The sequence below is a fragment of the Burkholderia sp. GbtcB21 genome, from assembly GCF_019091065.1.
Taxonomy (GTDB): Bacteria; Pseudomonadota; Gammaproteobacteria; order Burkholderiales; family Burkholderiaceae; genus Burkholderia; species Burkholderia pyrrocinia_C.
The window spans coordinates 46458-70514 of the sequence record NZ_JAGXKA010000024.1 but is presented as its reverse complement, the minus strand read 5'-3'; the positions used below and the strand labels follow the sequence as shown (position 1 = coordinate 70514).

At 67.0% G+C, this 24057-nt stretch carries 20 protein-coding genes; 10 read left to right on the top strand and 10 right to left on the bottom strand.

Annotation, left to right across the window (positions count from 1 at the left end; genetic code table 11):
* Window positions 1-142: 142 nt before the first annotated feature.
* The 3 genes from mctP to KVT39_RS33575 form a co-directional block, all read right to left on the bottom strand.
* The gene (gene mctP, locus KVT39_RS33585) at window positions 143-1693 is read right to left on the bottom strand and encodes a monocarboxylate uptake permease MctP (RefSeq protein WP_034184806.1); all 1551 of its coding nucleotides are present in this window, start codon (window positions 1691-1693) and stop codon (window positions 143-145) included.
* Window positions 1690-1932, bottom strand: coding sequence for a DUF3311 domain-containing protein (locus tag KVT39_RS33580; RefSeq protein WP_034184805.1), 243 nt, complete (start codon window positions 1930-1932; stop codon window positions 1690-1692). Before KVT39_RS33580 ends, mctP begins: the two co-directional genes overlap by 4 nt.
* Before the next feature lie 199 nt (window positions 1933-2131).
* Window positions 2132-3049: a spermidine synthase gene (locus KVT39_RS33575; protein ID WP_034184804.1), complete on the bottom strand. Its 918-nt coding sequence runs from the start codon at window positions 3047-3049 to the stop codon at window positions 2132-2134.
* Window positions 3050-3406: 357 nt separating this feature from the next.
* Between KVT39_RS33575 and KVT39_RS33570 the strand changes: the two genes are divergently transcribed.
* Both KVT39_RS33570 and KVT39_RS33565 read left to right on the top strand, forming a co-directional pair.
* On the top strand, window positions 3407-4210 hold the full coding sequence (locus KVT39_RS33570) for a hypothetical protein (RefSeq protein ID WP_217591087.1): 804 nt from the start codon (window positions 3407-3409) through the stop codon (window positions 4208-4210).
* Window positions 4211-4399: 189 nt separating this feature from the next.
* On the top strand, window positions 4400-6202 hold the full coding sequence (locus KVT39_RS33565; protein WP_217591082.1) for an alkaline phosphatase: 1803 nt from the start codon (window positions 4400-4402) through the stop codon (window positions 6200-6202).
* Window positions 6203-6234: 32 nt separating this feature from the next.
* Here the strand turns inward: KVT39_RS33565 and KVT39_RS33560 are convergent, their stop codons facing one another.
* The 4 genes from KVT39_RS33560 to KVT39_RS33545 form a co-directional block, all read right to left on the bottom strand.
* Window positions 6235-6711 (bottom strand): DNA-deoxyinosine glycosylase, encoded by a 477-nt coding sequence (locus KVT39_RS33560; RefSeq protein ID WP_105391009.1) that lies wholly within the window; start codon window positions 6709-6711, stop codon window positions 6235-6237.
* Window positions 6711-7310: a chorismate lyase gene (locus KVT39_RS33555; protein WP_105391020.1), complete on the bottom strand. Its 600-nt coding sequence runs from the start codon at window positions 7308-7310 to the stop codon at window positions 6711-6713. The genes KVT39_RS33560 and KVT39_RS33555 overlap by 1 nt, the downstream gene beginning before the upstream one ends.
* Before the next feature lie 8 nt (window positions 7311-7318).
* A complete protein-coding gene (htpG, locus tag KVT39_RS33550; protein WP_217591081.1) occupies window positions 7319-9217 on the bottom strand; it encodes a molecular chaperone HtpG in 1899 nt (632 codons plus the stop codon).
* Between the two features lie 158 nt (window positions 9218-9375).
* Window positions 9376-10833, bottom strand: coding sequence for a PLP-dependent aminotransferase family protein (locus KVT39_RS33545; RefSeq protein ID WP_034184798.1), 1458 nt, complete (start codon window positions 10831-10833; stop codon window positions 9376-9378).
* Between the two features lie 231 nt (window positions 10834-11064).
* Here KVT39_RS33545 and KVT39_RS33540 point away from each other — a divergent pair, with 231 nt between their 5' ends.
* From KVT39_RS33540 to KVT39_RS33510, 7 genes are all read left to right on the top strand, one after another.
* On the top strand, window positions 11065-11757 hold the full coding sequence (locus KVT39_RS33540; protein WP_217591080.1) for a VOC family protein: 693 nt from the start codon (window positions 11065-11067) through the stop codon (window positions 11755-11757).
* Window positions 11758-11803: 46 nt separating this feature from the next.
* Entirely contained in the window at window positions 11804-12712 is a 909-nt protein-coding gene (locus tag KVT39_RS33535; RefSeq protein WP_217591079.1) for a DMT family transporter, read from the top strand.
* Between the two features lie 152 nt (window positions 12713-12864).
* Entirely contained in the window at window positions 12865-14046 is a 1182-nt protein-coding gene (locus KVT39_RS33530) for a PLP-dependent aminotransferase family protein (RefSeq protein WP_217591078.1), read from the top strand.
* A 44-nt stretch (window positions 14047-14090) separates the two neighbouring features.
* Window positions 14091-14549, top strand: coding sequence for a RidA family protein (locus tag KVT39_RS33525; protein ID WP_006478174.1), 459 nt, complete (start codon window positions 14091-14093; stop codon window positions 14547-14549).
* A gap of 13 nt (window positions 14550-14562) precedes the next feature.
* Window positions 14563-15444, top strand: coding sequence for a PhzF family phenazine biosynthesis protein (locus KVT39_RS33520; protein ID WP_217591077.1), 882 nt, complete (start codon window positions 14563-14565; stop codon window positions 15442-15444).
* A gap of 217 nt (window positions 15445-15661) precedes the next feature.
* Window positions 15662-18001 carry an EAL domain-containing protein gene (locus KVT39_RS33515; RefSeq protein WP_034184793.1) on the top strand — a complete coding sequence of 780 codons (2340 nt, stop codon included), beginning with the start codon at window positions 15662-15664 and terminating at the stop codon, window positions 17999-18001.
* 202 nt (window positions 18002-18203) lie between these two features.
* Entirely contained in the window at window positions 18204-19409 is a 1206-nt protein-coding gene (locus KVT39_RS33510; RefSeq protein ID WP_081938627.1) for a chromate transporter, read from the top strand.
* Between the two features lie 57 nt (window positions 19410-19466).
* Here KVT39_RS33510 and KVT39_RS33505 read toward each other — a convergent pair whose 3' ends face one another.
* Window positions 19467-19913 carry a multidrug/biocide efflux PACE transporter gene (locus KVT39_RS33505; protein WP_217591076.1) on the bottom strand — a complete coding sequence of 149 codons (447 nt, stop codon included), beginning with the start codon at window positions 19911-19913 and terminating at the stop codon, window positions 19467-19469.
* A 112-nt stretch (window positions 19914-20025) separates the two neighbouring features.
* Here KVT39_RS33505 and KVT39_RS33500 point away from each other — a divergent pair, with 112 nt between their 5' ends.
* Complete coding sequence (locus KVT39_RS33500) at window positions 20026-20910, top strand: LysR family transcriptional regulator (RefSeq protein WP_034184790.1); 885 nt, start codon at window positions 20026-20028, stop codon at window positions 20908-20910.
* A 48-nt stretch (window positions 20911-20958) separates the two neighbouring features.
* Here KVT39_RS33500 and KVT39_RS33495 read toward each other — a convergent pair whose 3' ends face one another.
* Together KVT39_RS33495 and parC are read right to left on the bottom strand one after the other, a co-directional pair.
* Complete coding sequence (locus KVT39_RS33495; protein WP_034184789.1) at window positions 20959-21417, bottom strand: CopD family protein; 459 nt, start codon at window positions 21415-21417, stop codon at window positions 20959-20961.
* A 255-nt stretch (window positions 21418-21672) separates the two neighbouring features.
* Window positions 21673-23994 carry a DNA topoisomerase IV subunit A gene (gene parC / locus KVT39_RS33490; protein WP_217591075.1) on the bottom strand — a complete coding sequence of 774 codons (2322 nt, stop codon included), beginning with the start codon at window positions 23992-23994 and terminating at the stop codon, window positions 21673-21675.
* Between the last annotated feature and the right edge of the window lie 63 nt (window positions 23995-24057).

Genomic DNA, 24057 nt, shown 5'->3' with positions numbered 1-24057 from the left:
GGTTCGGGCGCGCGGGGGGGGGACGCCGGGGGGGCTCTGTCGCGGCGGGGGAACCCCAGAAGCCGCGCGCGGGGCGGACAAAAAAAACCCCCCCCCCCCCCGGGGGGGCGGGCGTTTTCGTTGTTGCGTCAAGTCGCCCGCGTCAGCCTTCGACGACGTCGAGATAATCCTCCGGCCGCGTGCGATCCTCCGCATGCGCCATGCCCATCACGCGCACCAGCACGCTCACCACGATCGACACCACGAGGTTCACGATCAGCGACCACACGGCCGCGTAGCCGGGAATCGCGAGGCCGAACAGGTGGATCGTGAAGATCGAGCTCGCGAGCTTCAGCGACACCGCCATCCACGTGCCGCACACGATGCCGGCCGCCCAGCCGATCAGCAGGCCGCGATGGTCGAGCAGCCGCGTGTACAGGCCGAGCACGATCGCGGGCAGCGTCTGAATGATCCAGATCCCGCCGAGCAGCTGCAACTGGATCGCGTAGGTCAGCGGCAGCCCGAGAATGAACGCGACCGCACCGACCTTCACGATCAGCGAAGTGAGCTTCGCGACGTGCGTCTCCTGGTCGTGCGTCATGTTGCGGTTGATGAACTCGCGGTGGATGTTGCGCGTGTACAGGTTCGCGGCCGCGATCGACATGATCGCCGCCGGCACCAGCGCGCCGATGCCGATCGCCGCGAACGCGACGCCGACGAACCACGACGGGAAATACTCGAGGAACAGCGCGGGCACCGCGAAGTTCGGGCCGAACGCCTTGAAGTACGGCGCGTACTGCGGCATGTCCTTCACGCCCGCCGCAAGCGCCATGTAGCCGAGCAGCGCGAGCAGGCCGAGCACGAACGAGTAAGCGGGCAGCATCGCCATGTTGCGGCGGATCGAGTTGCCCGACGACGACGACAGGATCGCCGTGACCGAGTGCGGATACAGGAACAGCGCGAGCGCCGAGCCGATCGCGAGCGTTACGTACGCGCTGTAGCCGTTCATGCTCATCGCGTCCGGCGCCTTCAGCAGCAGCTTCGCGGGCGGCACATGAGCGAAGATCTGTCCGAAGCCGCCGAGCTTCGCGGGAATCACGATGACCGCTGCGGCGATCGTCACGTAGATCAGGACGTCCTTCACGATCGCGATCATCGCGGGCGCGCGCAGCCCCGACGTGTACGTGTACGCGGCGAGGATCGCGAACGCGATGATCAGCGGCAGGTCGCCGACGAAGCCGGTCGTGTCGAAACCGAGCGCACCGATCACCACTTCGATGCCGACGAGCTGCAGCGCGATGTACGGCATCGTCGCGAGAATGCCCGTCACCGCGATCGCGAGTGCGAGCATCCGGCTGCCGTAGCGCGCGTTGACGAAGTCGGCGGCCGTCACGTAGCCGTGCCGCTTCGCGATGCTCCACAGCTTCGGAAACACGACGAACGCGAACGGATAGATCAGGATCGTGTACGGCAGTGCGAAGAAACCCATCGCGCCGGCGCCGAACACGAGCGCGGGCACCGCGACGAACGTATATGCGGTGTAGAGATCGCCGCCGAGCAGGAACCACGTGACGATCGTGCCGAAGCGGCGTCCGCCGAGGCCCCATTCGTCGAGATGGGCGAGATCGCCGCGCCGCCAGTTCGCGGCCAGGAAACCGATGATCGTGACGCCGATGAACAGCAGGACGAAGACGAAGGTTGCGCCGAGATTCATCGCGCACCTCCCTGCGGGCCGCTCGCCTTCCACGCGTTCTTGGTCTTGAAGTACACGAACGCGGTGATCACCGCGCTAATGAAGACCCACAGCAGCTGGTACCAGTAGAAGAACGGAAAGCCGAGCCATTGCGGATCGACCTTGTTGTACGACGGCACCCAGACCATCGCGATCAGCGGCAGTACCAGCAGCCAGAGCCAGCGCTTGGCGGCCCGGTTGGCGTCGGCATCGTGAGCCATGACGTCTCCTCATCTTTCCCGGTTATCGATCTTGTTGAGCGGGTACGGCGGCGAGAGGAGCGGCAAAACGGGTAGGCTGCGGCTCCGCTGGCTTCGCGCCAGTATAGGAGCCGCGAGCACGCGGTCAAGCGGGGGCGAACCCGAGGTGATCCGCCCCTTGTCGTGCGGTTGCACCGGCATGCCGCCGGAGCATGAAGCGTCAGATCGCGAACGAGGTATCGCGTGCGCCGATCGTTTCTTTCAAAGCTTTCACCCACTTGCGCGCGGGCAGCTTCAGCGTGTCCTCGATCAGCTTCGCGCGTGCGTCGAGCTGCGCGAACGGCACATCGAGCGCGGGGCCCGAGAACGCGATCGCGATCCGGTTGCCGTCGTGCACTTCGGGCAGCGCGATCACGCGATGATCGAACGCCGCGTTCAGATGCTTCATGTTGCGCACGAAGCTCGGATGATCGCCGAACAGGTTGATCGTCGCGATGCCCGCGTCGGCGAGGCAGCCGCGCACCGCGCGGTAGAACGCGACGCTGTCGAGCACGGGGCCGCGCGCGGTCGCGTCGTACAGGTCGATCTGGATCGCGCCCGTCGTGCCGCGGTTGGCCGGATCGTTGACGAAATCCCAGGCGTCGGCTTCGTGCACGGCGAGGCGCGCGTCGTCGGGCGGCATCGCGAACATCGTGCGCGCGGCGACGATCACGGCAGGGTTCAGCTCGACGGCCTCGACCTTCGCGTGCGGCAGGAAGCGGTGCGAGAACTTGGTCAGCGCGCCGGTGCCGAGCCCGAGCTGGACGATCCGCTCGGGCGTTTCGAGGAACAGCAGCCACGCCATCATCTGCTGCGCGTATTCGAGTTCGATATGCAGCGGCTTCGAAATCCGCATCGCACCCTGCACCCATTCGGTGCCGAAGTGCAGGAAGCGCACGCCGCCCTCTTCGGAGAACGTGACGGGCGCGAAGCGCGGCTTGCGCGGCGCTTCGAGCACGGGCACGTCGTCGTGTTCGTCGATTTCCGGGCGGCGCTTCACGCGCGGCGGCTGGAGTTTTTCGGAGCCGTTGTAGGAGGACGGCTTGCCTTGCTTGAACGCACGCGCCTCGGCGGACGCACGCTTGATCAGTCGGGTCATGATTGAATCTCGTTGGGTGACGCTGGATGAGCGGACGAGAGGATAGCATTGGTGCGGGGTGGCGCCTGTTGGAGGCAGATTCACCGCTACGCTCCGTTGATCGGTATGCGTGCACCCATGGTCGGCGTGAACGATAATGCATCGCATCGGCGTTAGAGGAAGTTGCCTGATGGAGACCGCCGCCTTTCCGCCCGTCCACGTCGAGCCGCAACTGCTCGCTGCGATGCGTGATCGCCAGCGGCAAGCTCGCTGGCGGAACGGTCCGCGTCACGACCGTCGAACGACGACGGACCACATGGCCTCGCACGACAGGAAGCGTTGCTGGAATGGCTCATACTGGAAAACCTGGAGGTTTCAATGGCCGATCACGACAGACAACATCCACTACGCCCGTTCCTGAAAAATTGGGTTTGGGAGCACGGCCGAATCGGGACTCGCTATCTGGACTGCGTCGATGGCGAAATCAAGTTCGATGAAGGCAAGAAATCGCATTTCGCTGCCGAGAAAACTATTTACGTGCCGCTGGGCAAGAACGCTGACGACGATGCATCTGCGGATGGTCCTGCGATCCACGAGTCGGGACTCGCCCGCTTCTTGCGGGCTGCGCAGCTGGGCACGCCGGAGGAAGCCGGTTCCGTGGCGGAGGTTCAGCGCGCAGTGCAGGACTGCGTGGAGATCGGCCTGTTCAGCGCGTATCAATCGGAGGCTCGACAGGCATTTGCCCGCTACGCGCAGGAACCCATGTTCGAGGACGAGATCCGCGCGGCTGTTGTCGACGACATCCGGCGAATTTATGTCGGCATGAGAGAGCAGCTGGCGCTGTACGATTTCACTGTGCTCTACGGCTTGCCCACGCCGCTGCTGATCAGCGATACACCCTTCATCGACTGGCGCGTGATCGCCAGTCCGGCACTTCCGTTCGTGTCGCTTCCGCTGGGACCTTACTGCCTGCTGGTAGGCGCGCCGTCGGGCAGGAGTAGTCGAGTCGGCCCGGTGGTCTGGAAGGCCGCTGCCGCGATGGGTCCATTGAAGGACCACAACCGTCGGATCGAAGAGCACGCACGTCTGTGGCTGGTGGCGACCACCGATGACCAACTCGTCGCTGCACAAAGTCGCATTGCCGCGGCCGTGGGCGCCAGGCAAGGCGATGCGAAGCCCTGACCCGTGGAGTCGAGTCGTGGCGCGGCAGCATCAGGTTCGGTTTGTCCGTTGCCGCGCCTTTCGATTTCGCAACCGGCCGTTCGGCGCGGAGAAGTCGAACGGCACTGAAGGTTCGCGAGGCACGATCGCGTACTGCTGCATCGCGACGCGCCTCTCCCGGCATCCATAGTATGTCGATCGGGAGGATCGATGGACCGCCGCCATTTCCTCAAGTCGTCGACCTTTTTCACGATTGCGGCAGCCACCGGTACGCTTGGCGTTCCACGGTCGGCCCCGTCCGCCGGCACGGTGCGCAAAGGCCGCTATCGGTTCCCTCAGGGCGTCGCCAGCGGTGATCCGCGCGATCGCTCCGTCGTGTTCTGGACGCGCTGCGTGCCGGTCTTCGAGGACGCGCGGCACCGCGCAAAAGGCGTCGCGCACACGGTACCGTTACGGCTCGAAGTATCGACGCGGCCGGATTTCTCGGCTCTCGTCGCCAGCGTACCGCTGAGGGCACGCGCCACCTATGACTTCACCGTGCGCGCGAAGGTAACGGAGCTCTCACCGAATATCACGTACCACTACCGGTTCGTCGCCGGCGACGACGTGAGTGCCAGCGGCGTCGCGCGCACGGCTCCGGATGCCGATGAGGCCAACGACCGCGTTCGCTTCGCATGGCTCACCTGCCAGGACTGGAGCATCAATCACTGGCAAGCCATGAGCCTGCTGGCAGCCGAAAGCGATCTCGATTTCGTCGTGCATGTCGGCGATTACATCTATGAAACGGTCGGGGCCTCGAGACCCGGCGCGGTCGAGGCGGCGCATCCTCCGCTGCGCCTGCCTGACGGAAAGCCTGTCGCCGATGGCCGCGTGTATGCCGATACGCTCGAAGACTATCGGACGCTCTACCGCACCTATCGCACCGACCCGCGCTTGCAGACGCTGCACCGGCGCCTGCCGATGATCGCGATATGGGACGACCACGAATTTTCCGACGACGGCTGGCAGGATCATCAGGTCTACACCAACGAGGAACGGCAGGAGACGCAGCGCCGCCGCAACGCCAGTCGCGCGTGGGCGGAGTACATGCCGGTGGACTGGAGCGACGTGCGCTTCGAACCGGACAATCCGTCGTACACCAACATTCGTATCTATCGCGAATTTCGCTTCGGCATGCTGATGCATCTCGTGATGACGGATGAGCGGCTGTATCGCGACGACCATGTCGTCAGCGAGGCGGCTGTCGCGCGCGCACACGGACACGACCCGGTCAATGGCGATGACGCAGCCGGCTCGCGCTACTTCGTCAACCAGAACGTGCTGCAGCGCTTCGAGGCGCGGGGTACCGCGCAGCTTGGTCGCGCGCCGTCGATGCTCGGCCCGGAGCAGACGCAATGGTGGAAGGCCACGCTAAAGGGTTCGCCTGCGACCTGGAAGGTGTGGGGCAACGAGGTGATGTTGAACCGTCTGTGGGCCGTGATGCCGGGCGCGCCGAAGACACCGGCAGCACGCCTCGTGGTCGATTGCGACGCATGGGACGGCTATCCGGCGCACAAGCACGAACTGCTCTCATACCTGAACGAACAGGGGATCCGCAACGTCGTCGCGATCAGCGGGGACCTGCATGCGTTTCAGTGCGGCGTCGTGCGGGACGACCCCGCCCCGGAAAAAGGTACGCCCGTGGCCGTCGATTTCGTGTGCGCAGGCATCAGCAGCGCGTCCTTCTATTCCTACCTGAAAGCCGCATGGGCCGGCACGCCGCTTGTGTCGCTGGCCGCCACCCCGGCCAAACTCGACACCTTCCTGATGACGAACAACCCCGATCTGGGCTACGCCGACCACGACGCACAGGGTTATGCGTCAGCCACCGTCACGCCGGAGCGTTTTTCCGTGGTGTTCAACAAAGTGAGGCCGTTGAACCCGGACGGCACCGCGCCCGCGGATGCCCTGCTCGAGCGCACGCGGCTGACCGTGCCCAAGGACTCGGTCGAGGTACGCGTCGAGCGCTTCTAGCTTCACTCTTCAGCGATGGCGCATGCGCGCGATCAGGATTCGACTTCGCGCCAACGCAGCAGCTTTTGCTCGAACGAAAGCGAAGCATTCGCCGGGCTCGAAGACGGCAGGACGAGCGTTTCGTAACCGGCGGCGCCGATCACTTCAGCAAACCGCCCCGCCGTCTTGCCGTTGAAGCAGACCTTCTTCAGCAACGGCGCATGCTCACGCAACGAGTCGAAGTCGTTCGGCTTCGCATTCCGGATCGCCGAATCGAGACTGCCTTCGCGATGGCACGCGGCGAGCACGTCCCAGATGCCGATGCCGTGCTTCAGCACGCGTTCGAGCCGCGCATCGTAATCGAGCGCGTGCAGTTCCGGCTCACGCAGAACCGCCCCCAAAAGCCGCCAGAACTGATTGCGCGGATGCGCGTAGTACTGCGCGGCATCGAGCGACGCCTCGCCCGGAAAGCTGCCGAGGATCATCGTATGCGTATTCGGCCCGACCACCGGCCCGAAGCCCTGCAGCATCACGCGCCTCCGCCCTGGCCGCCCGAGCGCGGCCCGTCGCCATGCGCGTCGAGATGACGCCACAGCGCCGGCAGCATGCACTCGGTGACCATCAACGGTTTGCCGTGACGCTGGAACACCGAGCGCCGCGCCACGAACGCGTGCGGCGCGCGCGCGCCTACCCCGAGCGCATGGCTCGCGAGCGCATACAGCGGATGGCCCGCGATCACGCGCCGGCTGACGAGCGCCGAGCGCTCGACCTGCGGATCGCTGTACAGCAGCTCCGCCAGCGGCCGCGTGCGCAGCCGCCGCATCGCCTGCCACACGCCCTTGCTTGCGGCGAGCGGCGCGATGCTGTGCGCGGCGACGTACGGCGTTCCGTCGACCGACAGGAGCACCTCGCGCACCCACATCGGTGCGCGCGGCGAACTGGCCAGCGCGTCGGGCTCGTCGAACCACGGACAGTCGACGGCCTCGCGCGTCACGCGCACGTTCACGCGGCCGAGCCGCGCGAGATGCGCGGTCAGCGATCCGCCGCGCGTCAGCCAGTCGCGCTGATCGAGCGTGCAGCCAGGCCGCGGCGTCTCGCGCCAGCCGGCCTGACCGCCGTCGAATCGCATGCGCGCGTTCACGCGGCGCGCGACAGCAGCAGCGCGTTGGTCCGCTTCACGAAGCTCGCCGGATCGTCGAGCATGCCGCCTTCGGCCAGCAGCGCCTGGTCGAACAGCAGATGGCACCAGTCGCCGAAATCGGCGCTGTCGGCGTTCAGTTGCTTCACGAGCGCATGCTCGGGGTTGATCTCGAGGATCGGCTGCATCGCCGGCGCGTTCTGGCCGGCCGCCTTCAGCATCCGCTGCAGGTAGCCGCTCATGTCGTTGTCGTCCGCGACGAGGCACGACGGCGAATCGGTCAGGCGGAACGTGACGCGTACTTCCTTCACCCTGTCGCCGAGCGCTTCCTTCATCTTCTCGACGACGGGCTTGATCGCCTCGCCCGCTTGTTCCTGCGCCTTCTTCTCTTCGTCGTTCAGTTCGCCGAGATCGAGGTCGCCGCGCGCGACGCTCGCGAGCGGCTTGCCGTCGAACTCGTTGAGGAACGACAGCATCCATTCGTCGACGCGGTCGGTCAGCAGCAGCACCTCGACGCCCTTCTTGCGGAACACTTCGAGATGCGGGCTGTTCTTCGCGGCCTGCCACGTATCGGCCGTCACGTAGTAGATCTTGCTCTGCTCGGGCTTCATGCGCGACACGTAGTCGGCGAGCGACACGTCCTGCGCGTCGGTGTCGCCGTGCGTCGACGCGAAGCGCAGCAGCTTCGCGATGCGCTCGCGGTTCGCGTGATCCTCGCCGAGGCCTTCCTTCAGCACCTGGCCGAACGCGCCCCAGAACGTCTTGTACTTTTCCTTGCCGGCATCCTCTTCCGCGTTCGCGAGCTCTTCGAGCATCGACAGCGCGCGCTTCGTCACGCCTTCGCGGATCGCCTTCACGTCGCGGCTTTCCTGCAGGATCTCGCGCGACACGTTCAGCGGCAGGTCGGCCGAATCGACGACGCCCTTCACGAAGCGCAGGTATTGCGGCAGCAGCTGCTCGGCGTCGTCCATGATGAACACGCGCTTCACGTACAGCTTCAGGCCGCCGCGATAGTCGCGGTTCCACAGGTCGAACGGCGCGTGCGACGGCACGAACAGCAGTTGCGTGTATTCGCTGCGGCCCTCGACGCGGTTGTGCGTCCACGTGAGCGGATCCTGGTGGTCGTGCGCGACGTGCTGGTAGAACTGCGTGTACTGCTCGTCGGTGATGTCGCTCTTCGAACGCGTCCACAGCGCGCTCGCCTGGTTGACGGTCTCGTCGTCGTCCTTCAGGACCATCTCGCCCTTTTCCTGATCCCATTCTTCCTTCTGCATCAGGATCGGCAGCGCGATGTGGTCGGAGTACTTCTGGATGATCGACTTCAGGCGGTGCGACGACAGCAGTTCGTCCTCGCCTTCGCGCAGATGCAGCGTGATCGTCGTGCCGCGCTGCGCGCGCTCGATCGCGTCGATCGTGAAATCGCCCTCGCCCGCGCTTTCCCAGCGCACCGCTTCGTTCGCCGGCAGGCCCGCGCGGCGCGTCTCGACGGTGATCTTGTCCGCGACGATGAAGCCCGAGTAGAAGCCGACGCCGAACTGGCCGATCAGCGCCGCGTCCTTCTGCTGGTCGCCGGACAGTTTCGTGAAGAATTCCTTGGTGCCCGAACGCGCGATCGTGCCGAGGTTCGCGATCGCCTCGTCGCGGCTCATGCCGATACCGTTGTCGTCGATCGTGATCGTGCGCGCGGCCTTGTCGAAGCCGATGCGGATGCGCAGATTCGGATCGTTCTCGTACAGCGCGTTGTCCGCGAGCCCCTCGAAACGCAGCTTGTCGGCCGCGTCGGACGCGTTCGACACCAGTTCGCGCAGGAAGATTTCCTTGTTGCTGTAGAGCGAATGAATCATCAGGTGGAGGAGTTGCTTGACCTCTGCCTGAAAGCTCATCGTTTCGTGTGCCATGGATGCTGTTTCCTCTTACTTGAACTTGAATGGTGTGCCGCAGGCGCCCGGCGCGCGACGCCGGCAAGCCCGTGAAGGACGACCGCGCGGCGCCAGCGGTTTGCGCGCGTATCTGGGGACGGGCGACGGGATTTCAAGGGCCGGCGGCCCGCACCGCGTCACGACGCCCGCCGCACCGCCGAATCGATATAGCGCGCGAGAAACCCCGGCAACGCCGGATCGCCACAGTTCGCGACGTTGAAGCGCGTCCACGTCGACGGCGACTGCTGCGGCGAAAACAGGCTGCCGGGCGTCAGCAGGAACCCCTCTTCGTGCGCGGCGGCCGCGAGCGCGTCCGAATCGACGCCCGTGTCGGCCCACAGGAACATCCCGGCCGCCGGCATCGTGAAAAGCCCCAGCCCCGTGCGCTCGAGCATCCGCGCGGTCTTGTCGCGCACGCCGTCGAGCCGCGCGCGCAGCCGCTCGACATGGCGCCGGTAATGCCCCTCGGTCAGGATCTTGTAAAGCACGCGCTCGTTGAGCTCGGGCGTCGTCATCCCGACCAGCATCTTCTGGTCGGTGACCGCCTTCGCGATCTCCGGCGCGCACGCGACATAACCGACCCGCAGGTTCGCCGCGAGCGTCTTCGAATAGCTGCCGAGGTAGATCACGCGCTTCAGCTGGTCGAGGCTCGCGAGGCGCGTGGCCGGATAGCTCGGCGGGCACAGGTCGCCGTACACGTCGTCCTCGACGACGAGGAAGTCGTACGCCTCCGCGAGCTTCAGGATCCGGAATGCCTGCGCGGCCGACAGCGACGTGCCGGTCGGGTTCTGCAGCACCGAGTTGATCACGAGCATCTTCGGCCGCCACATCTGCACGAGCGTCTCGAGCGCGTCGAGATCGGGGCCGTCCGGCGTGTACGGCATCCCGACGAGCTGCGCGCCCTGCGACGCGAAGCGGCCGAACATCTGGAACCACGCGGGATCGCCGACGATCACCGCGTCGCCCGGCCGCACGTAGATCCGCGAAATCAGGTCGATTGCCTGCGTGATCCCCGATACCAGCACGAGCTGGTCGGGGGTCGCGCCGATCTCGACTTCGGCGAGGCGCGTCTGCAGTTGCTGGCGCAGCGGCAGGAAACCCTGCGCCGTGCCGAAGCCGAGCATCTGCGCGCCGGACTGGCGCCCGAGCGCGCGCAGCGCGCCGGTGATCAGCTCGCCGTCGAGCCAGCGGCCCGGCAGGTAGCCGAGACCTGGCCCCTTTTCCGGGCTGACGGTGTGCAGCATGTTGCGCAGCAGCCAGACGACGTCGATCGTGTTGTGCACCGGCGCGGCTTCGGATCCGCGCGCCACGTTGTCGACCGGCTGCGGGCCGGCGGTGCGTTCGCGCACGTAGAAGCCGGAGCCGCGCCGCGAGTCGAGGTAGCCCTGCGCGACGAGGCGCTCGTACGCCTCGACGACGGTAAAGCGCGACACGCTCTTGTCGAGCGCGAGCTTGCGGATCGACGGCATCCGCATGCCGGGACGGAACACGCGTTCGTCGATGCGCCGCCGGGCCCACTGGACCAGTTGGTCGACGAGCGTGAGCGTGGCCGTATCGTGTGGCACGGGAATCTGGGCGAGTGGAACGGTGGACATGGGGCGGCAACTCCAACTGTACCGAAGGCTATCGCGCCGATTGTACCGTTACTGTGCCGGTGCCGACGATTACAGTTGACCGCAACGGCGACCGTGCGGCCGCCGTTCCGGCCCTGCCGCACCTGGAGCCGCGCCGGCCGGCCTGATCCGCGGCCCGTGCGCCGGCCGGTCCGGCAACCGCCCGGCGCAACGCCCGCCTACCATGACACTTTCGCTTCCCGACCGACGTTCATGCCAGCCCGTTCCCTGACACTCGACCATCTCGTGATCGCCGCGCGCACGCTCGACGAAGGCGTGCGCCATGTCGCCGACGCGCTCGGCATCGAACCGGCCGGCGGCGGCCGCCACCCGCTGATGCGGACCCACAATGCGCTGTTCGGCGCATGGGGCGGGCTCTACCTCGAAGTGATCGCGATCGACCCCGATGCCCCCGCCCCGGACGATGGTGCAGCGCCGCCGCGCGCACGGCTGTTCGCGCTCGACGATCCGGCGATGCACGCCCGGCTCGCGCAGGGCCCGTTTCTCGCGCACTGGGTCGCGCGCGTCGACCGTCCGCGCCAGCTCGCGCTGTGGCAGAGCCAGTATCCGGCCCGCATCCCGCCCGTCGTCGCGATGCGGCGCGGCGACCTGAGCTGGGGCCTCACGGTGCCCGACGATGGCGCGTTCCCCGCATGGCAGGGTGCGGGCGACGGTCTCGTGCCGTCGCTGATCCAATGGGACAGCCCGCACCATCCGGCCGAATCGCTGCCGCAAGACGGCGTCGCGCTGAAGTCGCTCAAGGGCGCCCACCCGCGCGCCGAGGTCATCCGCGAGCAGCTCGACTGGCTCGGTGCCGCCCACCTGCTCGACCTCGAAACCGGCGACGGCCCGCCCGCGCTGGTCGCCGAATTCGATACGCCGCAGGGCGCACGCACGCTGCGCTGAAAGCCCGTCCATTACAACCACCCTTCAATTCGGAGACACCTTCGACATGAATTCGCGCGAAACCCGGGGCATGCTGCTCGGCCTGATCGGCGTGATGATCTTCAGCCTGACGCTGCCGATGACGCGCATCGTCGTGTCCGAACTCAATCCGCTGCTCAACGGGCTCGGCCGCGCACTCGCCGCCGCCGTGCCGGCCGGCCTGCTGCTGTGGTGGCGCCGCGAGCCGCTGCCGACCCGCGCGCAGCTGAAAAGCCTCGCGATCACGTCGGCCGGCGTGATCATCGCGTATCCGGTGTTCTCGGCATGGGCGATGAAATCCGTGCCGGCCTCGCACGGCGCGGTCGTCAACGGGCTGCAGCCGCTGTTCGTCGCGCTGTATGCGGCATGGCTGTCGCACGAGCGGCCGTCGAAGGCATTCTGGGCCAGCGCGGTGGCCGGCAGCGCGCTCGTGATCGCGTTCGCGCTGCGCGACGGCGGCGGCACCGTGCAGGCCGGCGACGCGCTGATGCTCGTCGCGGTCGGCATCGGCGCGCTCGGCTATGCGGAAGGCGCGCGCCTCGCTCGCCAGATCGGCGGCTGGCAGGTGATCTGCTGGGCGCTCGTCGTATCCGCGCCGTTCCTCGTGCTGCCGGTCGGCTGGCTCGCGTGGCTGCAGCATGCCGCGCATCCGGGCCCGCTCGCGCTGGGCACGTGGCTCGCGTTCGGCTACGTGACCCTTTTTTCGCAGTTCATCGGCTTCTTCGCGTGGTACGCGGGGCTCGCGATGGGCGGCATCGCGCGCGTCGGCCAGGTGCAGCTGCTGCAGATTTTCTTCACGATTGCATTTTCCGCGCTGCTGTTCGGCGAAACGGTCACGCCGTCGACGTGGCTGTTCGCGGCCGCCGTGATCGCCACCGTGGTGCTCGGGCGCCGCTCGGCGGTCGCCACTGCCGCGCAACCGGCTCGCGCCGGCTGAACAGGTGCGCCATAATGGCTGTTTTGCCTGATCGGTTTTGCCCACCCGGCCGCGAAGGCTCGACCGCGCTCGCGCATGCCTACCCGGCAGCGTCGAAGCGATCCGCCCGAACGACCTTTCTTGACTGACCACGATATCCGAACGAGGAGACTATGAATCCGAGCGACCTGCATCCGCCGCACTGGCAGCTTTCCGAACGCGCCCGCAAGCTGACGAGCTCTGCGATCCGCGAGATCCTGAAGGTCACGGAACGCCCCGAGGTCATCTCGTTCGCCGGCGGCCTGCCCGCCCCCGCGACGTTCCCGGCCGAGCGCATGCGCGCCGCCGCCGACCGCGTGCTGCGCGACGCGCCGGCCGCCGCGCTCCAGTACAGCGCGACCGAAGGCTACCTGCCGCTGCGCGAGTGGATCGCCGAGCGCTACAGCGTGCGCGTGTCGCAGGTGCTGATCACGACCGGCTCGCAGCAGGCGCTCGACCTGCTCGGCAAGGCACTCATCGATCCGGGCAGCCCGATCCTCGTCGAAACGCCGACCTACCTCGGCGCGCTGCAGTCGTTCTCGCTGTACGAGCCGCGCTACGTGCAGGTGCCGACCGACGAGCAGGGCCTGCTGCCGGAAGGCCTCACGCCCGAGCTCACGCAAGGCGCGCGCCTCCTGTACGCGCAGCCGAACTTCCAGAACCCGACCGGCCGCCGCCTGCCCGTCGAGCGCCGCCGCGCGCTCGCCGCGTTCGCGCAGTCGAGCCCGTTCCCGGTGCTGGAAGACGATCCGTACGGCGCGCTGAACTACCGCGGCGAACCGCTGCCGACGATGCTGTCGATGGCGCCCGACCACGTCGTGCACCTCGGCACGTTCTCGAAGGTGCTCGCACCGGGCCTGCGGATCGGCTACATCATTGCCCCCGAGGAACTCCACTTCAAGCTGGTGCAGGCCAAGCAGGCCACCGACCTGCACACGCCGACCCTGACCCAGCGCATCGCGCACGAAGTGATCAAGAACGGCTTCCTCGACGAGCACATCCCGACGATCCGCGAGCTGTACAGCGCGCAATGCGACGCGATGCTCGGCGCGCTCGCGCGCCACATGCCGGAAGGCGTCACGTGGAACCGCCCGGAAGGCGGGATGTTCATCTGGGTGAACCTGCCCGCGCAGATCGACAGCATGAAGCTGCTCGCCGCGGCGGTCGACAATCACGTCGCCTTCGTGCCGGGCGCGCCGTTCTTCGCGGACGACGCGCAGCAGAACACGCTGCGCCTGTCGTTCGTCACGGTGCCGCCCGAGAAGATCGAGGAAGGCGTGGCTCGCCTCGGCAAGCTGCTGCGCGAGCGCCTCTGATCCCACCCTTTTCCTGTCACGACTCTCTACGAGGAATCGAACGCATGGCTAACGTCTACGACAAACTGAAGTCGCTCGGCATCGAGCTCCCGACCGCCGGCGCACCGGCCGCCGCCTACGTGATGAGCGCGCAAAGCGGCAACACGGTCTACCTGTCGGGCCACATCGCGAAGAAGGACGGCAAGGTCTGGGCCGGCAAGCTCGGCGCGGATCTGCAGACGGAAGACGGCAAGGCGGCCGCACGCTCGATCGCGATCGACCTGCTCGCGACGCTGCACGCGCACACCGGCGACCTGAACAAGGTCACGCGCATCGTCAAGCTGATGAGCCTCGTCAACTCGACGCTCGACTTCACCGAACAGCACGTCGTGACGAACGGCGCGTCGGAGCTGATCGCGGAAGTGTTCGGCGATGCGGGCAAGCACGCGCGCTCGGCCTTCGGCGTCGCGCAGATCCCGCTCGGCGCGTGCGTCGAGATCGAGCTGATCGCCGAAGTCGCGTAACGGGCGGATCGCGATGCCCGGTCATCTGGTCCGCTTCAAGCAGGTCGACGTGTTCACGTCGGTGCCGTTCAAGGGCAACCCGCTCGCCGTGGTGTTCGACGCCGATTCGCTCGGCGACGACGACATGCTCGCGATCGCCCGCTGGACCAACCTGTCGGAAACGACGTTCGTCTGCACGCCGACCGATCCGGAAGCCGACTACCGTGTACGGATCTTCACGCCGTGCGGCGAACTGCCGTTCGCCGGCCACCCGACGCTGGGCACCGCGCACGCGTTCCTCGAAAGCGGCGCGCGGCCGCGCACGCCGGGCCGGCTGATCCAGCAGTGCGGGGTCGGCCGGGTCGCGCTGCGCGAGCAGGCCGACGGCTGGGCGTTCGCCGCGCCGCCGGCACGCGTCACGCCGCTCGACCGTTCGGACTACGCGGCGCTGGCGGCCGCGTTGCGCAGCGACGCGATCGATCCGGATGCCGAAGCGTGCGCGGTCGACAACGGCGCGCCCTGGCTCGTCGTGCGGCTGACGTCGGCCGACGCATGCATCGGCCTGTCGCCCGATCCGGCCGCGCTGGAGGCGATCACGCACCGCTACGGCACGCACGGCCTCGCGGTCTATGCGCCGCACGCCGACGGCGGCCCCGCCACGTTCGAAATCCGCTGCCTGATGACGGGCGGCGGCTTCGGCGTCGGCGAGGACCCCGTCACCGGCAGCGCCAACGCCGCGCTGGCCGGGCTGCTGACGCGGCAGGAACGCCGTCCCGGCACGTCCTACACGGCCCGCCAGGGCACGGCGATCGGCCGCGACGGCCGCATCTTCGTCAGCTACGACGAGGACGGCACGACGTGGATCGGCGGCCACGTCGTCACGGTCGTCGACGGCACGTTCCGGTCACCTGACTGACATTTCGCGATGTGCGATGGCGCCGGCCCGTCCGGCGCCCCTCCGATTCGCCCAACTATCGCAAAAACGTTCCAGCCAGTAATATCGGGCCTAATCCGTTGTTTCGGAGGTCTGTCCATGGTTGCGCATCCCGCGGACGAACAGACGCCGGAGCGACCCCAACCATAGCCGGCCATCCCGACGGATGGCGCACGCGAGCAGGACGCCACCCTCTTCGATGAGCTCCGCCCGGTCCAACCCTACGCCGCCGACCCGGCCGCTGCGCGCGCCGCGCAAATCGCGCCGGCGCGCGCTATTCGCGATCCCGCTGCTCGGGATGCTGGCGCTTGCGCTGCTGTGGGCCGTGATCGTCGCGCGTCTGTCGGTCGAGAAGGACAGCGCGTACAAGGAAGCGGCGGCGTCCGCGGCGATCCTGTCCTCCGCGCTCGAGCAGCATACGGTCAAGGCGATCCACCAGGTCGACCAGATCACCCGCTTCGTGAAGTTCGAGTTCGAGAAGTCGCCCGCGCGCTTCAATCTCGCGAGCACCGTCGAGAAAGGCGTCGTGCCGAGCGACACGCTGATCCAGGTGTCGCTCGTCAACGCGAAGGGCATCCTGTTCGCGAACACCGCCGAGATCCATCCGCAGCCGATCAACCTGTCCGATCGCGAGCACTTCAAGGTCCACCTCGCGCACAACGACGACCGCCTCTATATCAGCAAGCCCGTGCTCGGTCGCGTGTCGAGCCACTGGACGCTGCAGATGACGCGGCGCCTGAACAACCCGGACGGCAGCTTCGCGGGCATCGTCGTCGTGTCGGAAGACCCGAGCTATTTCACGAACGACTTCTACAACAACGCGGCGATCGGCAAGGAAGGCGTGATCGCGGTCGTGTCCGACACGGGCGGCGTGCTCGCGCGGCGCACGGGCTCGCTCAGCAACGCGCCGGGCGCGTTTTCCGCATCGGGCGTCTACCCGATCGCCGAGCGCGTGACGGGCACGATCATCGACCCGATCGACGGCGTGACGCGCATCGTGTCGTACCGCCACCTCGACGGCTACCCGCTCGCGGTGATGGTCGGGCTGTCGCAGACCGAGGAATTCGCGGATTACTACCACACGCGCAACGTCTACCTGCTGATGACGAGCTTCATCACGCTCGCGATGCTCGCGTTCTTCGGCGTCGCGACGGGCCTGATCGGCAAGTTGCTCGGCCGCGAGCGCGAGATGACGCAACTCGCGGAATTCGACCTGCTCACCGGCCTCGCGAACCGCTATGCGACGCTGCGCGGGCTGCGCAACGACGTGTCGATGCCGACGAGCCTGTCGCGGCTCGGCCTGCTGTTCATCGATCTCGACAACTTCAAGACCGTCAACGACACGCTCGGCCACAACGCCGGCGACATCGTGCTGCAGATGACCGCGTCGCGCCTGTCCGATGCGGTCGGCGACGAAGGCTCGCTCGCGCGCATCGGCGGCGACGAGTTCGTCGTCGTGATGAAGGGCGACGACGTCGAGCGGCGCGCGGTGCGGCTCGCGGAAGCGATCATCCGGATGTTCGGCGAACCGTTCGACGTGCGCGGCAGTTCGTTCGTGCTGCATGCGAGCATCGGCATCGCGCTGCACTCCGTCGCGAACGAGAGCGAGATCGACCTGCTGAAGAAGGCAGACCTCGCGATGTACAGCGCGAAGGACGCCGGCAAGAACTGCTACCAGTTCTATGCGCCGCACCTGTCGCACCGTGCCGACCACCTGATGCGCTGGGAACAGCAATTGCGCGTCGCGCTCGCCGAGGGGCAGCTGTTCCTCGCATACCAGCCGAAGATCGACCTCACGCACCGCTACATCACCGGCTTCGAGGCGCTCGCGCGCTGGGACCACCCCGAGCACGGGATCATCTCCGCGAACGAATTCATTTCGATCGCCGAATCGACGGGCCTGATCGTGCCGATCGGCGACTTCGTGATCCGCACCGCGTGCGAGCAGATCGCGCGCTGGCGCGACGAGGGCCACGACACGCTGACGCTCGCGGTCAACATCTCGCCCGTGCAGTTCTGGCGCGGCGACCTGATCGAGACGATCTCGAGCACGCTGCAGGAAACCGGCATCGACGCGAACCGGCTCGAACTCGAGATCACCGAAACCGCGATGATGGAATATCCGGAACTCGTGTCCGAGAAGATCGTCGCGCTGAAGAAGCTCGGCATCCGGATCGCACTCGACGATTTCGGCACCGGCTATTCGTCGCTGTCGTACCTGCACCGCTTCTCCGTCGACACGCTGAAGGTCGACCGCTCGTTCGTGCAGGCGATCCCGAACGATCGCAGCGTGTGCGTGATGGTGTCGTCGATCGTGCATCTCGCGCGCTCGCTCGGCCTGACCGTCGTCGTCGAAGGCACGGAAACCGAGGAGCAGATCACGTGGCTGTCCGCGCTCGGCGAGATCGAGGCGCAGGGCTTCCTGTTCTCTCGCCCGGTGCCGGCCGACGCGATTCCCGCGCTGATCGCGCGCTTCGGCGTGCGCGGCGACCATCCGAACGTCATCGCACATCGCGCGACCGGCAGCACGGGCGCCTGAGCGCACCGCGGCCCGGCTGCGGCACGCGTTGCGCGCTGCCGCAATTATTTCGTTTTCCGATCCGATTGTTTAGTTCATTAACTAGCGTTTTCGCGCATGGCGGTGTCACGATGCGCGGCGGACAATTGGGAGGGCCAACGTATCGGCGGGCCGCCGGCACGCTCACACGCGCGAGATCCGGCCCTGCGCCAACACCACAATCATGACAACCGTCGAAGTCGAAGCGACCGCTCGTGTCGAAGAGGCACAGGCATCCCTATGGACCTTGTTCAAGGTCGTCGCCGGCATTTCGGCGATCTCGTGGGGCGGGCTTTCGATGATGGCGCAACTCGAACGCCACTACGTGGAACGGCTGCAGCGCATCGAACCGCACGTATTCGGCGATCTCGTCGCGCTCGCGTGGCTCGTGCCGGGCCCCGTCGGCTGCAATGTTGCGGTGCAGGTCGGCCAGACGCTGCACGGCCGCGCCGGCGCATGGGTCGCCGGCATCGCAAGCGTGCTGCCGTTTTCCATCTTGATGACGCTGTTCGCGATCTTCTATCGCACGCCGCTCGTGCGCTCGCTTGCCGCGCCGATGCTGATCAATCACTTCGGGATGGTGCTCGCCGCGCTGATCGGCGTCACGTGGGTCAAGCAGCTGCGCATGCTCGCGCGCACGCGGCTCGAACAGGCGATCGCCGCGCTGTCGACGATTCTGCTCGCTTTCGCGCATAGTCCGGCCGCTTTCGTCGGGATTCTTTTCGCTGCGTTTGCAGCGGGCTGGCTGACCGGGCCGACGCAACGCGACGCGGTCGATTTCACGCTGTCGAGACGCGACCGCAACCTGCTCGTGCTGCTCGGCGTGCTCGTCGCGCTGTTCGCGGTGCCGCTGCCAGGCGATTACCAGGAGCAGCTGCTGTGGCCGCGCCTCGCGGGCGCCGGCATGACGCTGTTCGGCGGCGGCTTTTCCGCACTGCCGGTGCTCAAGACGCTGTTCGTCTCGCCGGCCACCGGCATCTCCGATCACGACTTCACGCTGGCATTCGCGCTGTCGCCCGTGGCGCCGGGGCCGCTGCTGAACGTCGTGCCGTTTCTCGGCTACCTGACCGACGGCTGGGTCGGCGCGCTGCTCGCCACGGCCGCGCTGTTCATTCCGTCGGGTTGCCTCGTCGTGTTTGCGCAGAACCACCTGTCCCGGCTCAAGCGCCATTCGCGCTTCGAGCACGGGATGCGCCTGCTGCGCGCGGCGACGACGGGCTTTCTCATCGTCGCCGTCGTGAAGATCCTGCATCGCGAGCCGGGCGACCCGATTTACTGGCTGACGGGCGCGTTCGCGACGCTGTGCTTCACGCGCCTCAAGGTGCCCGTCTATGCCGTCTACGGCGCGGTCGCGGTTGTCTGCGGCGTGTGGCTGTGGGCCGCGCACTGACGGGCGGCGGCCGTCACTCTAGCGGACTCAACCGGCACTCACCGGCACCAGGCGACTTCAACCCGCCTGCACCGCGACCCGGCGTGCCATCCAGCGGGCGCGCAGCGCGTCGTACGCGAGGTTGAAGCAGAACGTGTACGGCAGGAAGAACAGCACGATGCCGAGGTCGAGCAGCAGCGCCTCGACGAGGCTCACGTTCAGCCACCACGCGGCAACCGGCACCACCATCGCGACGAGGCCGAGCTCGAAGACGACCGCGTGCGCGATCCGCAAGCCGAGCGTGCGCGACAGCCCCGCGCGCCGTTCGAAGCGGTCGAACAGCGTGTTGAAGGTCATGTTCCACGCCATCGCGATCAACGACACCATCACCGTCAGCACGCCGACGTGCGATACCGGCATGTCGAGCAGCCACGCGCCGATCGGCGCGCACAGCGCGATCGCGACCAGCTCGAACGCCAGCGCATGCAGAAACCGTTCCGTCACCGTTTTATTCATCTGTTTCATGATTCCCTCCGATTCGTTACGTCATTCATGTCGGTCATTTTGATCGGCGAAACCGTATTAATCCAGTTTGATATCATCGGTTTTACCGATATAACAAAGTCTGGAGCGCCACATGCGCCACGCCCCCGAAGCCCTGCTCGCATTCGCCGAAGCCGCGCTGCTCGGCTCGTTCACGGCCGCCGCGCGCAAGCTAGGCAAGCGTCAGTCGACCGTGTCTGAGGCGATCGCGAACCTCGAGATCGATCTCGGCGTGCAGTTGTTCGACCGCTCGACGCGCGCACCGACGCTGACCGACGCCGGGCGCGCGCTGCTGCCGCAGGTGCAGCGCACACTCGAGGCCGGCGCGGCGATCGACCGCACGGCCGCGCGGCTCGCACGCGGCGAGGAAGCACGGCTGACGCTCGTCGTGTCCGATACGTACCAGTCGAAGCGCTACGAGGAAACGTTGATGGCGCTCGAACGGCGCTTTCCGGCGCTCGAGCTCGAATGCCAGATCGCCGAGCACGAAGACGTGCTCGACCTGATCCAGCAGGGTCGCGCGCAGCTCGGGCTGATGGCCGCGCGCGCGGCCTACCCGGCCGATATCGGCGCGGCGACGGTGGCGGAGGAATCGGAGATCGGGCTGTTCGTCGGGCGCACGCATGCGCTTGCGGAATACGGCGATACGGAAGTGCCGCACGCGGCGCTGCGCGACGTGCGCGAACTGCGCCTCAACACCTATGTGAAAACGGAGGGCCGCAGCGCCGACGACCGGATCGTCGTCGGCACGCAGCACTGGCTGGCGCCGAGCTACCTGATGCTGCTGGAGATGGCGGTGCTGGGGTTCGGCTGGGCCGAGCTACCGCGCTGGATGGTCGACCACTTCGCGCGCGATCGCCTGTGCGAACTGCGCGCACGCGGCTGGCCGCGCCGTGTGCGGGTGGATGCGGTATGGTCGCGCAACCGCCCGCTCGGTCCGGCCGGCTCCTGGCTGCTCGACGCGATGCTGGCCGCGTAGCGGCGCATGCCGGCGCGCCCGCGGTTGGCGCCGGTCGGCGCCTGAAGATCAGAAGCCGCGCGACAGCACGGCCGCACCGACCGTGACGACACCGAGCACAAGATTGACGACGACGAGCAGGCGCACCGCGTTCACCGCGCGCGCGCCGTCCGGCCAGTTCTGCGCCTGCACCGCGCGGCGGATGCGCGGGAACAGCGCGAAGCGGATATGCCCGAAGATCAGCATCATCACGACGCCGAGCCCGGCCATCGCGTGCAGCGACCACGTCGCGTGCGCGCCGCCGAACTCCATCAGCAGGAAGCCGCCGGACAGCAGGATCACGATCACGGAACCCGCCACCCAGTTGAAGAAGCGGCCGAACACGCCTTCGATCAGCGGCAACCGGAGCTGCGGCGACAGGTCGGACAATGCCGGACGCAGGCAGAAGTTCGCGAAGACCATCCCGCCCACCCACACGGCAACGGCCAGCAGATGAAGAAACAGCGCGACGGCAACAGCGTGGGACATGGCGGCAATCCTGTGATGGGGTGGGTGCTGCGAACGGCCGCGTCGTACGCGGCATCGAACGTCGTTCGACCGGCCCGTCGCCGCGCGGTTCAGGCCCCACGCGCGATTTCACAATATTTTGCAAGTTCCGCGTGACAGCGCCACGCTTGCTTACCCGAATCACCCGAATCCGCGGTCCCAAAGAAAAGGCCGCACGTCCGCCGAAGCGGAGGTGCGGCCTTCGATCGCGATCGAACCGGACGATCGCGCGCGGCGTCAGCCGAGCAGCGGACGCAGCTCGTTGACGACCTTGAGCTTCGACTCCGGCGCGCGGCCCTTGCGTGCGCGCTTGCCGATATGCGGGGCGAGCCCCGCATACGACAGCGTGTCGTCCTGCGCCTTGCCGCCGCGGCCGGTGCCGATCAGCACGACGCCCGCCGGATCGATCGCGAGCGCCTGCACGAGCGTTTCCTTGTCGTCGAGCGCCATCAGGATCACGCCGCGGCCGCCGCCGGACAGCGTCTTCATCTCGTCCATCCCGAACACGAGCAGGCGGCCGCCGCTCGACAGGCACGCGACCTGCGTCGCGTTCGGCAGCACGGGCATCGGTGCGAGCGGCACCGCGCCCGTATCGATCGTCATGAACGACTTGCCGGCCTTCACGCGGCTCACCATGTCGCCGACCTTCGCGAGGAAGCCGAAGCCGTTGCTCGATGCGAGCAGCAGTTGCTGATCGGCCGGCGCCGCGTAGTAGTGCATCAGATGCGAGCCCGATTCGAGCTCGATCAGCGACGTGACCGGTACGCCGTCACCGCGCCCGCCCGGCAGCACCGATACGTCGACCGAATACACGCGGCCGCTGCTGCCCCATGCGATCAGGCGATCGGGCGTGCGGCACTGGAACGCCGCATACAGATGATCGCCGGCCTTGAACGTGAAGCCGGCCGGGTCGAGCCCGTGGCCCTTCAGCGCACGCACCCAGCCTTTCTGCGACACGACGACCGTCACCGGCTCGTCGACCACCTTCGCCTCGAACGTCGCGCGCTTTTCCTGCTGGATCAGCGTGCGACGGTCGTCGCCGTACTGCTTCGAGTCGGCCTCGATCTCCTTGATCATCAGCCGCTTCATCGCGCTTTCGTTCGCGAGCAGCTCCTCGAGCTTCGCCTTCTCGTCGCGCAGCGCTTCGAGCTCCTTCTCGATCTTGATCTTCTCGAGCCGCGCGAGCTGGCGCAGCCGGATTTCGAGAATGTCCTCGGCCTGCCGCTCGGAGAGGCCGAACGCGCTCATCAGCGCGGCCTTCGGCTCGTCCGACTCGCGGATGATGCGGATCACCTCGTCGATGTTCAGGAAGACGATCATCCGCCCTTCGAGGATATGGATGCGGTCGTCGACCTTCGCGAGACGATGGCGGCAACGGCGCGTCATCGTCAGCTGGCGGAACTTCACCCATTCGTCGAGGATCGTCAGCAGGCCCTTCTGGCCCGGCCGGCCGTCGGCGCCGATCATCACGAGGTTCAGCGTCGCGTTCGATTCGAGGCTCGTGTACGCGAGCAGCGTGTTCACGAATTCCGTCTGGTCGATCGTGCGCGACTTCGGCTCGAACACGAGCCGCACCGCCGCTTCCTTGCCCGACTCGTCGCGCACCGCGTCGAGCAGGTCGAGCATCGCCTTCTTCGTGTTGAGCTGTTCGGGCGTCAGCGTCTTCTTGCCGAGCTTGAGCTTCGGGTTGGTCAGTTCCTCGATTTCCTCGAGCACCTTCTGGCCCGACGTGCTCGGCGGCAGCTCGGTGACGACGAGCTGCCACTGGCCGCGCGCGAGATCCTCGATCTTCCAGCGCGCGCGCACCTTCAGGCTGCCGCGACCCGTTTCGTACGCCGCCGCGATTTCCGTGTCGCTCGAAATGATCTGGCCGCCGCCCGGGAAATCCGGGCCGGGGATCAAATTCATCAGCTCCGCGTGCGAAAGCTTCGGATTGCGGATCAGTGCAACCGCCGCGGCCGCGACTTCGCGCAGGTTGTGCGACGGGATTTCCGTCGCGAGGCCGACCGCGATGCCCGACGCGCCGTTCAGCAGCACGAACGGCATGCGGCTCGGCAGCGTCTTCGGTTCGTCGAACGAGCCGTCGTAGTTCGGCATGAAGTCGACCGTGCCCTGGTCGATCTCGTCGAGCAGCAGCTTCGCGATCGGCGTGAGCCGCGCTTCGGTGTAACGCATTGCCGCCGCGCCGTCGCCGTCGCGCGAGCCGAAGTTGCCCTGCCCGTCGATCAGCGGGTAGCGCAGCGAGAAATCCTGCGCGAGACGCACGAGCGCGTCGTACGCCGACTGGTCGCCGTGCGGATGGTATTTACCGAGCACGTCGCCGACCACGCGCGCCGACTTCACCGGCTTCGCGTCCGGGCCGAGGCCCATTTCGTTCATCGCGAACAGAATCCGGCGCTGCACCGGCTTCTGGCCGTCGCATACGTCGGGCAGCGCGCGGCTCTTCACGACGCTGACCGCGTAGCTGAGATACGCCTGCTCCGCGTAGTTGCCGAGCGTCAGTGCGTCGCTCTCGGGCGCGTCGGGGCTGGCAAAGAGATCGGAAGTGTTGTCGTCCATCTGAATTCCGTATTCGTAAGTGGCGTGAGGCCGGGCCGGGCGTCATGCCCGGCCGCGCGCGGG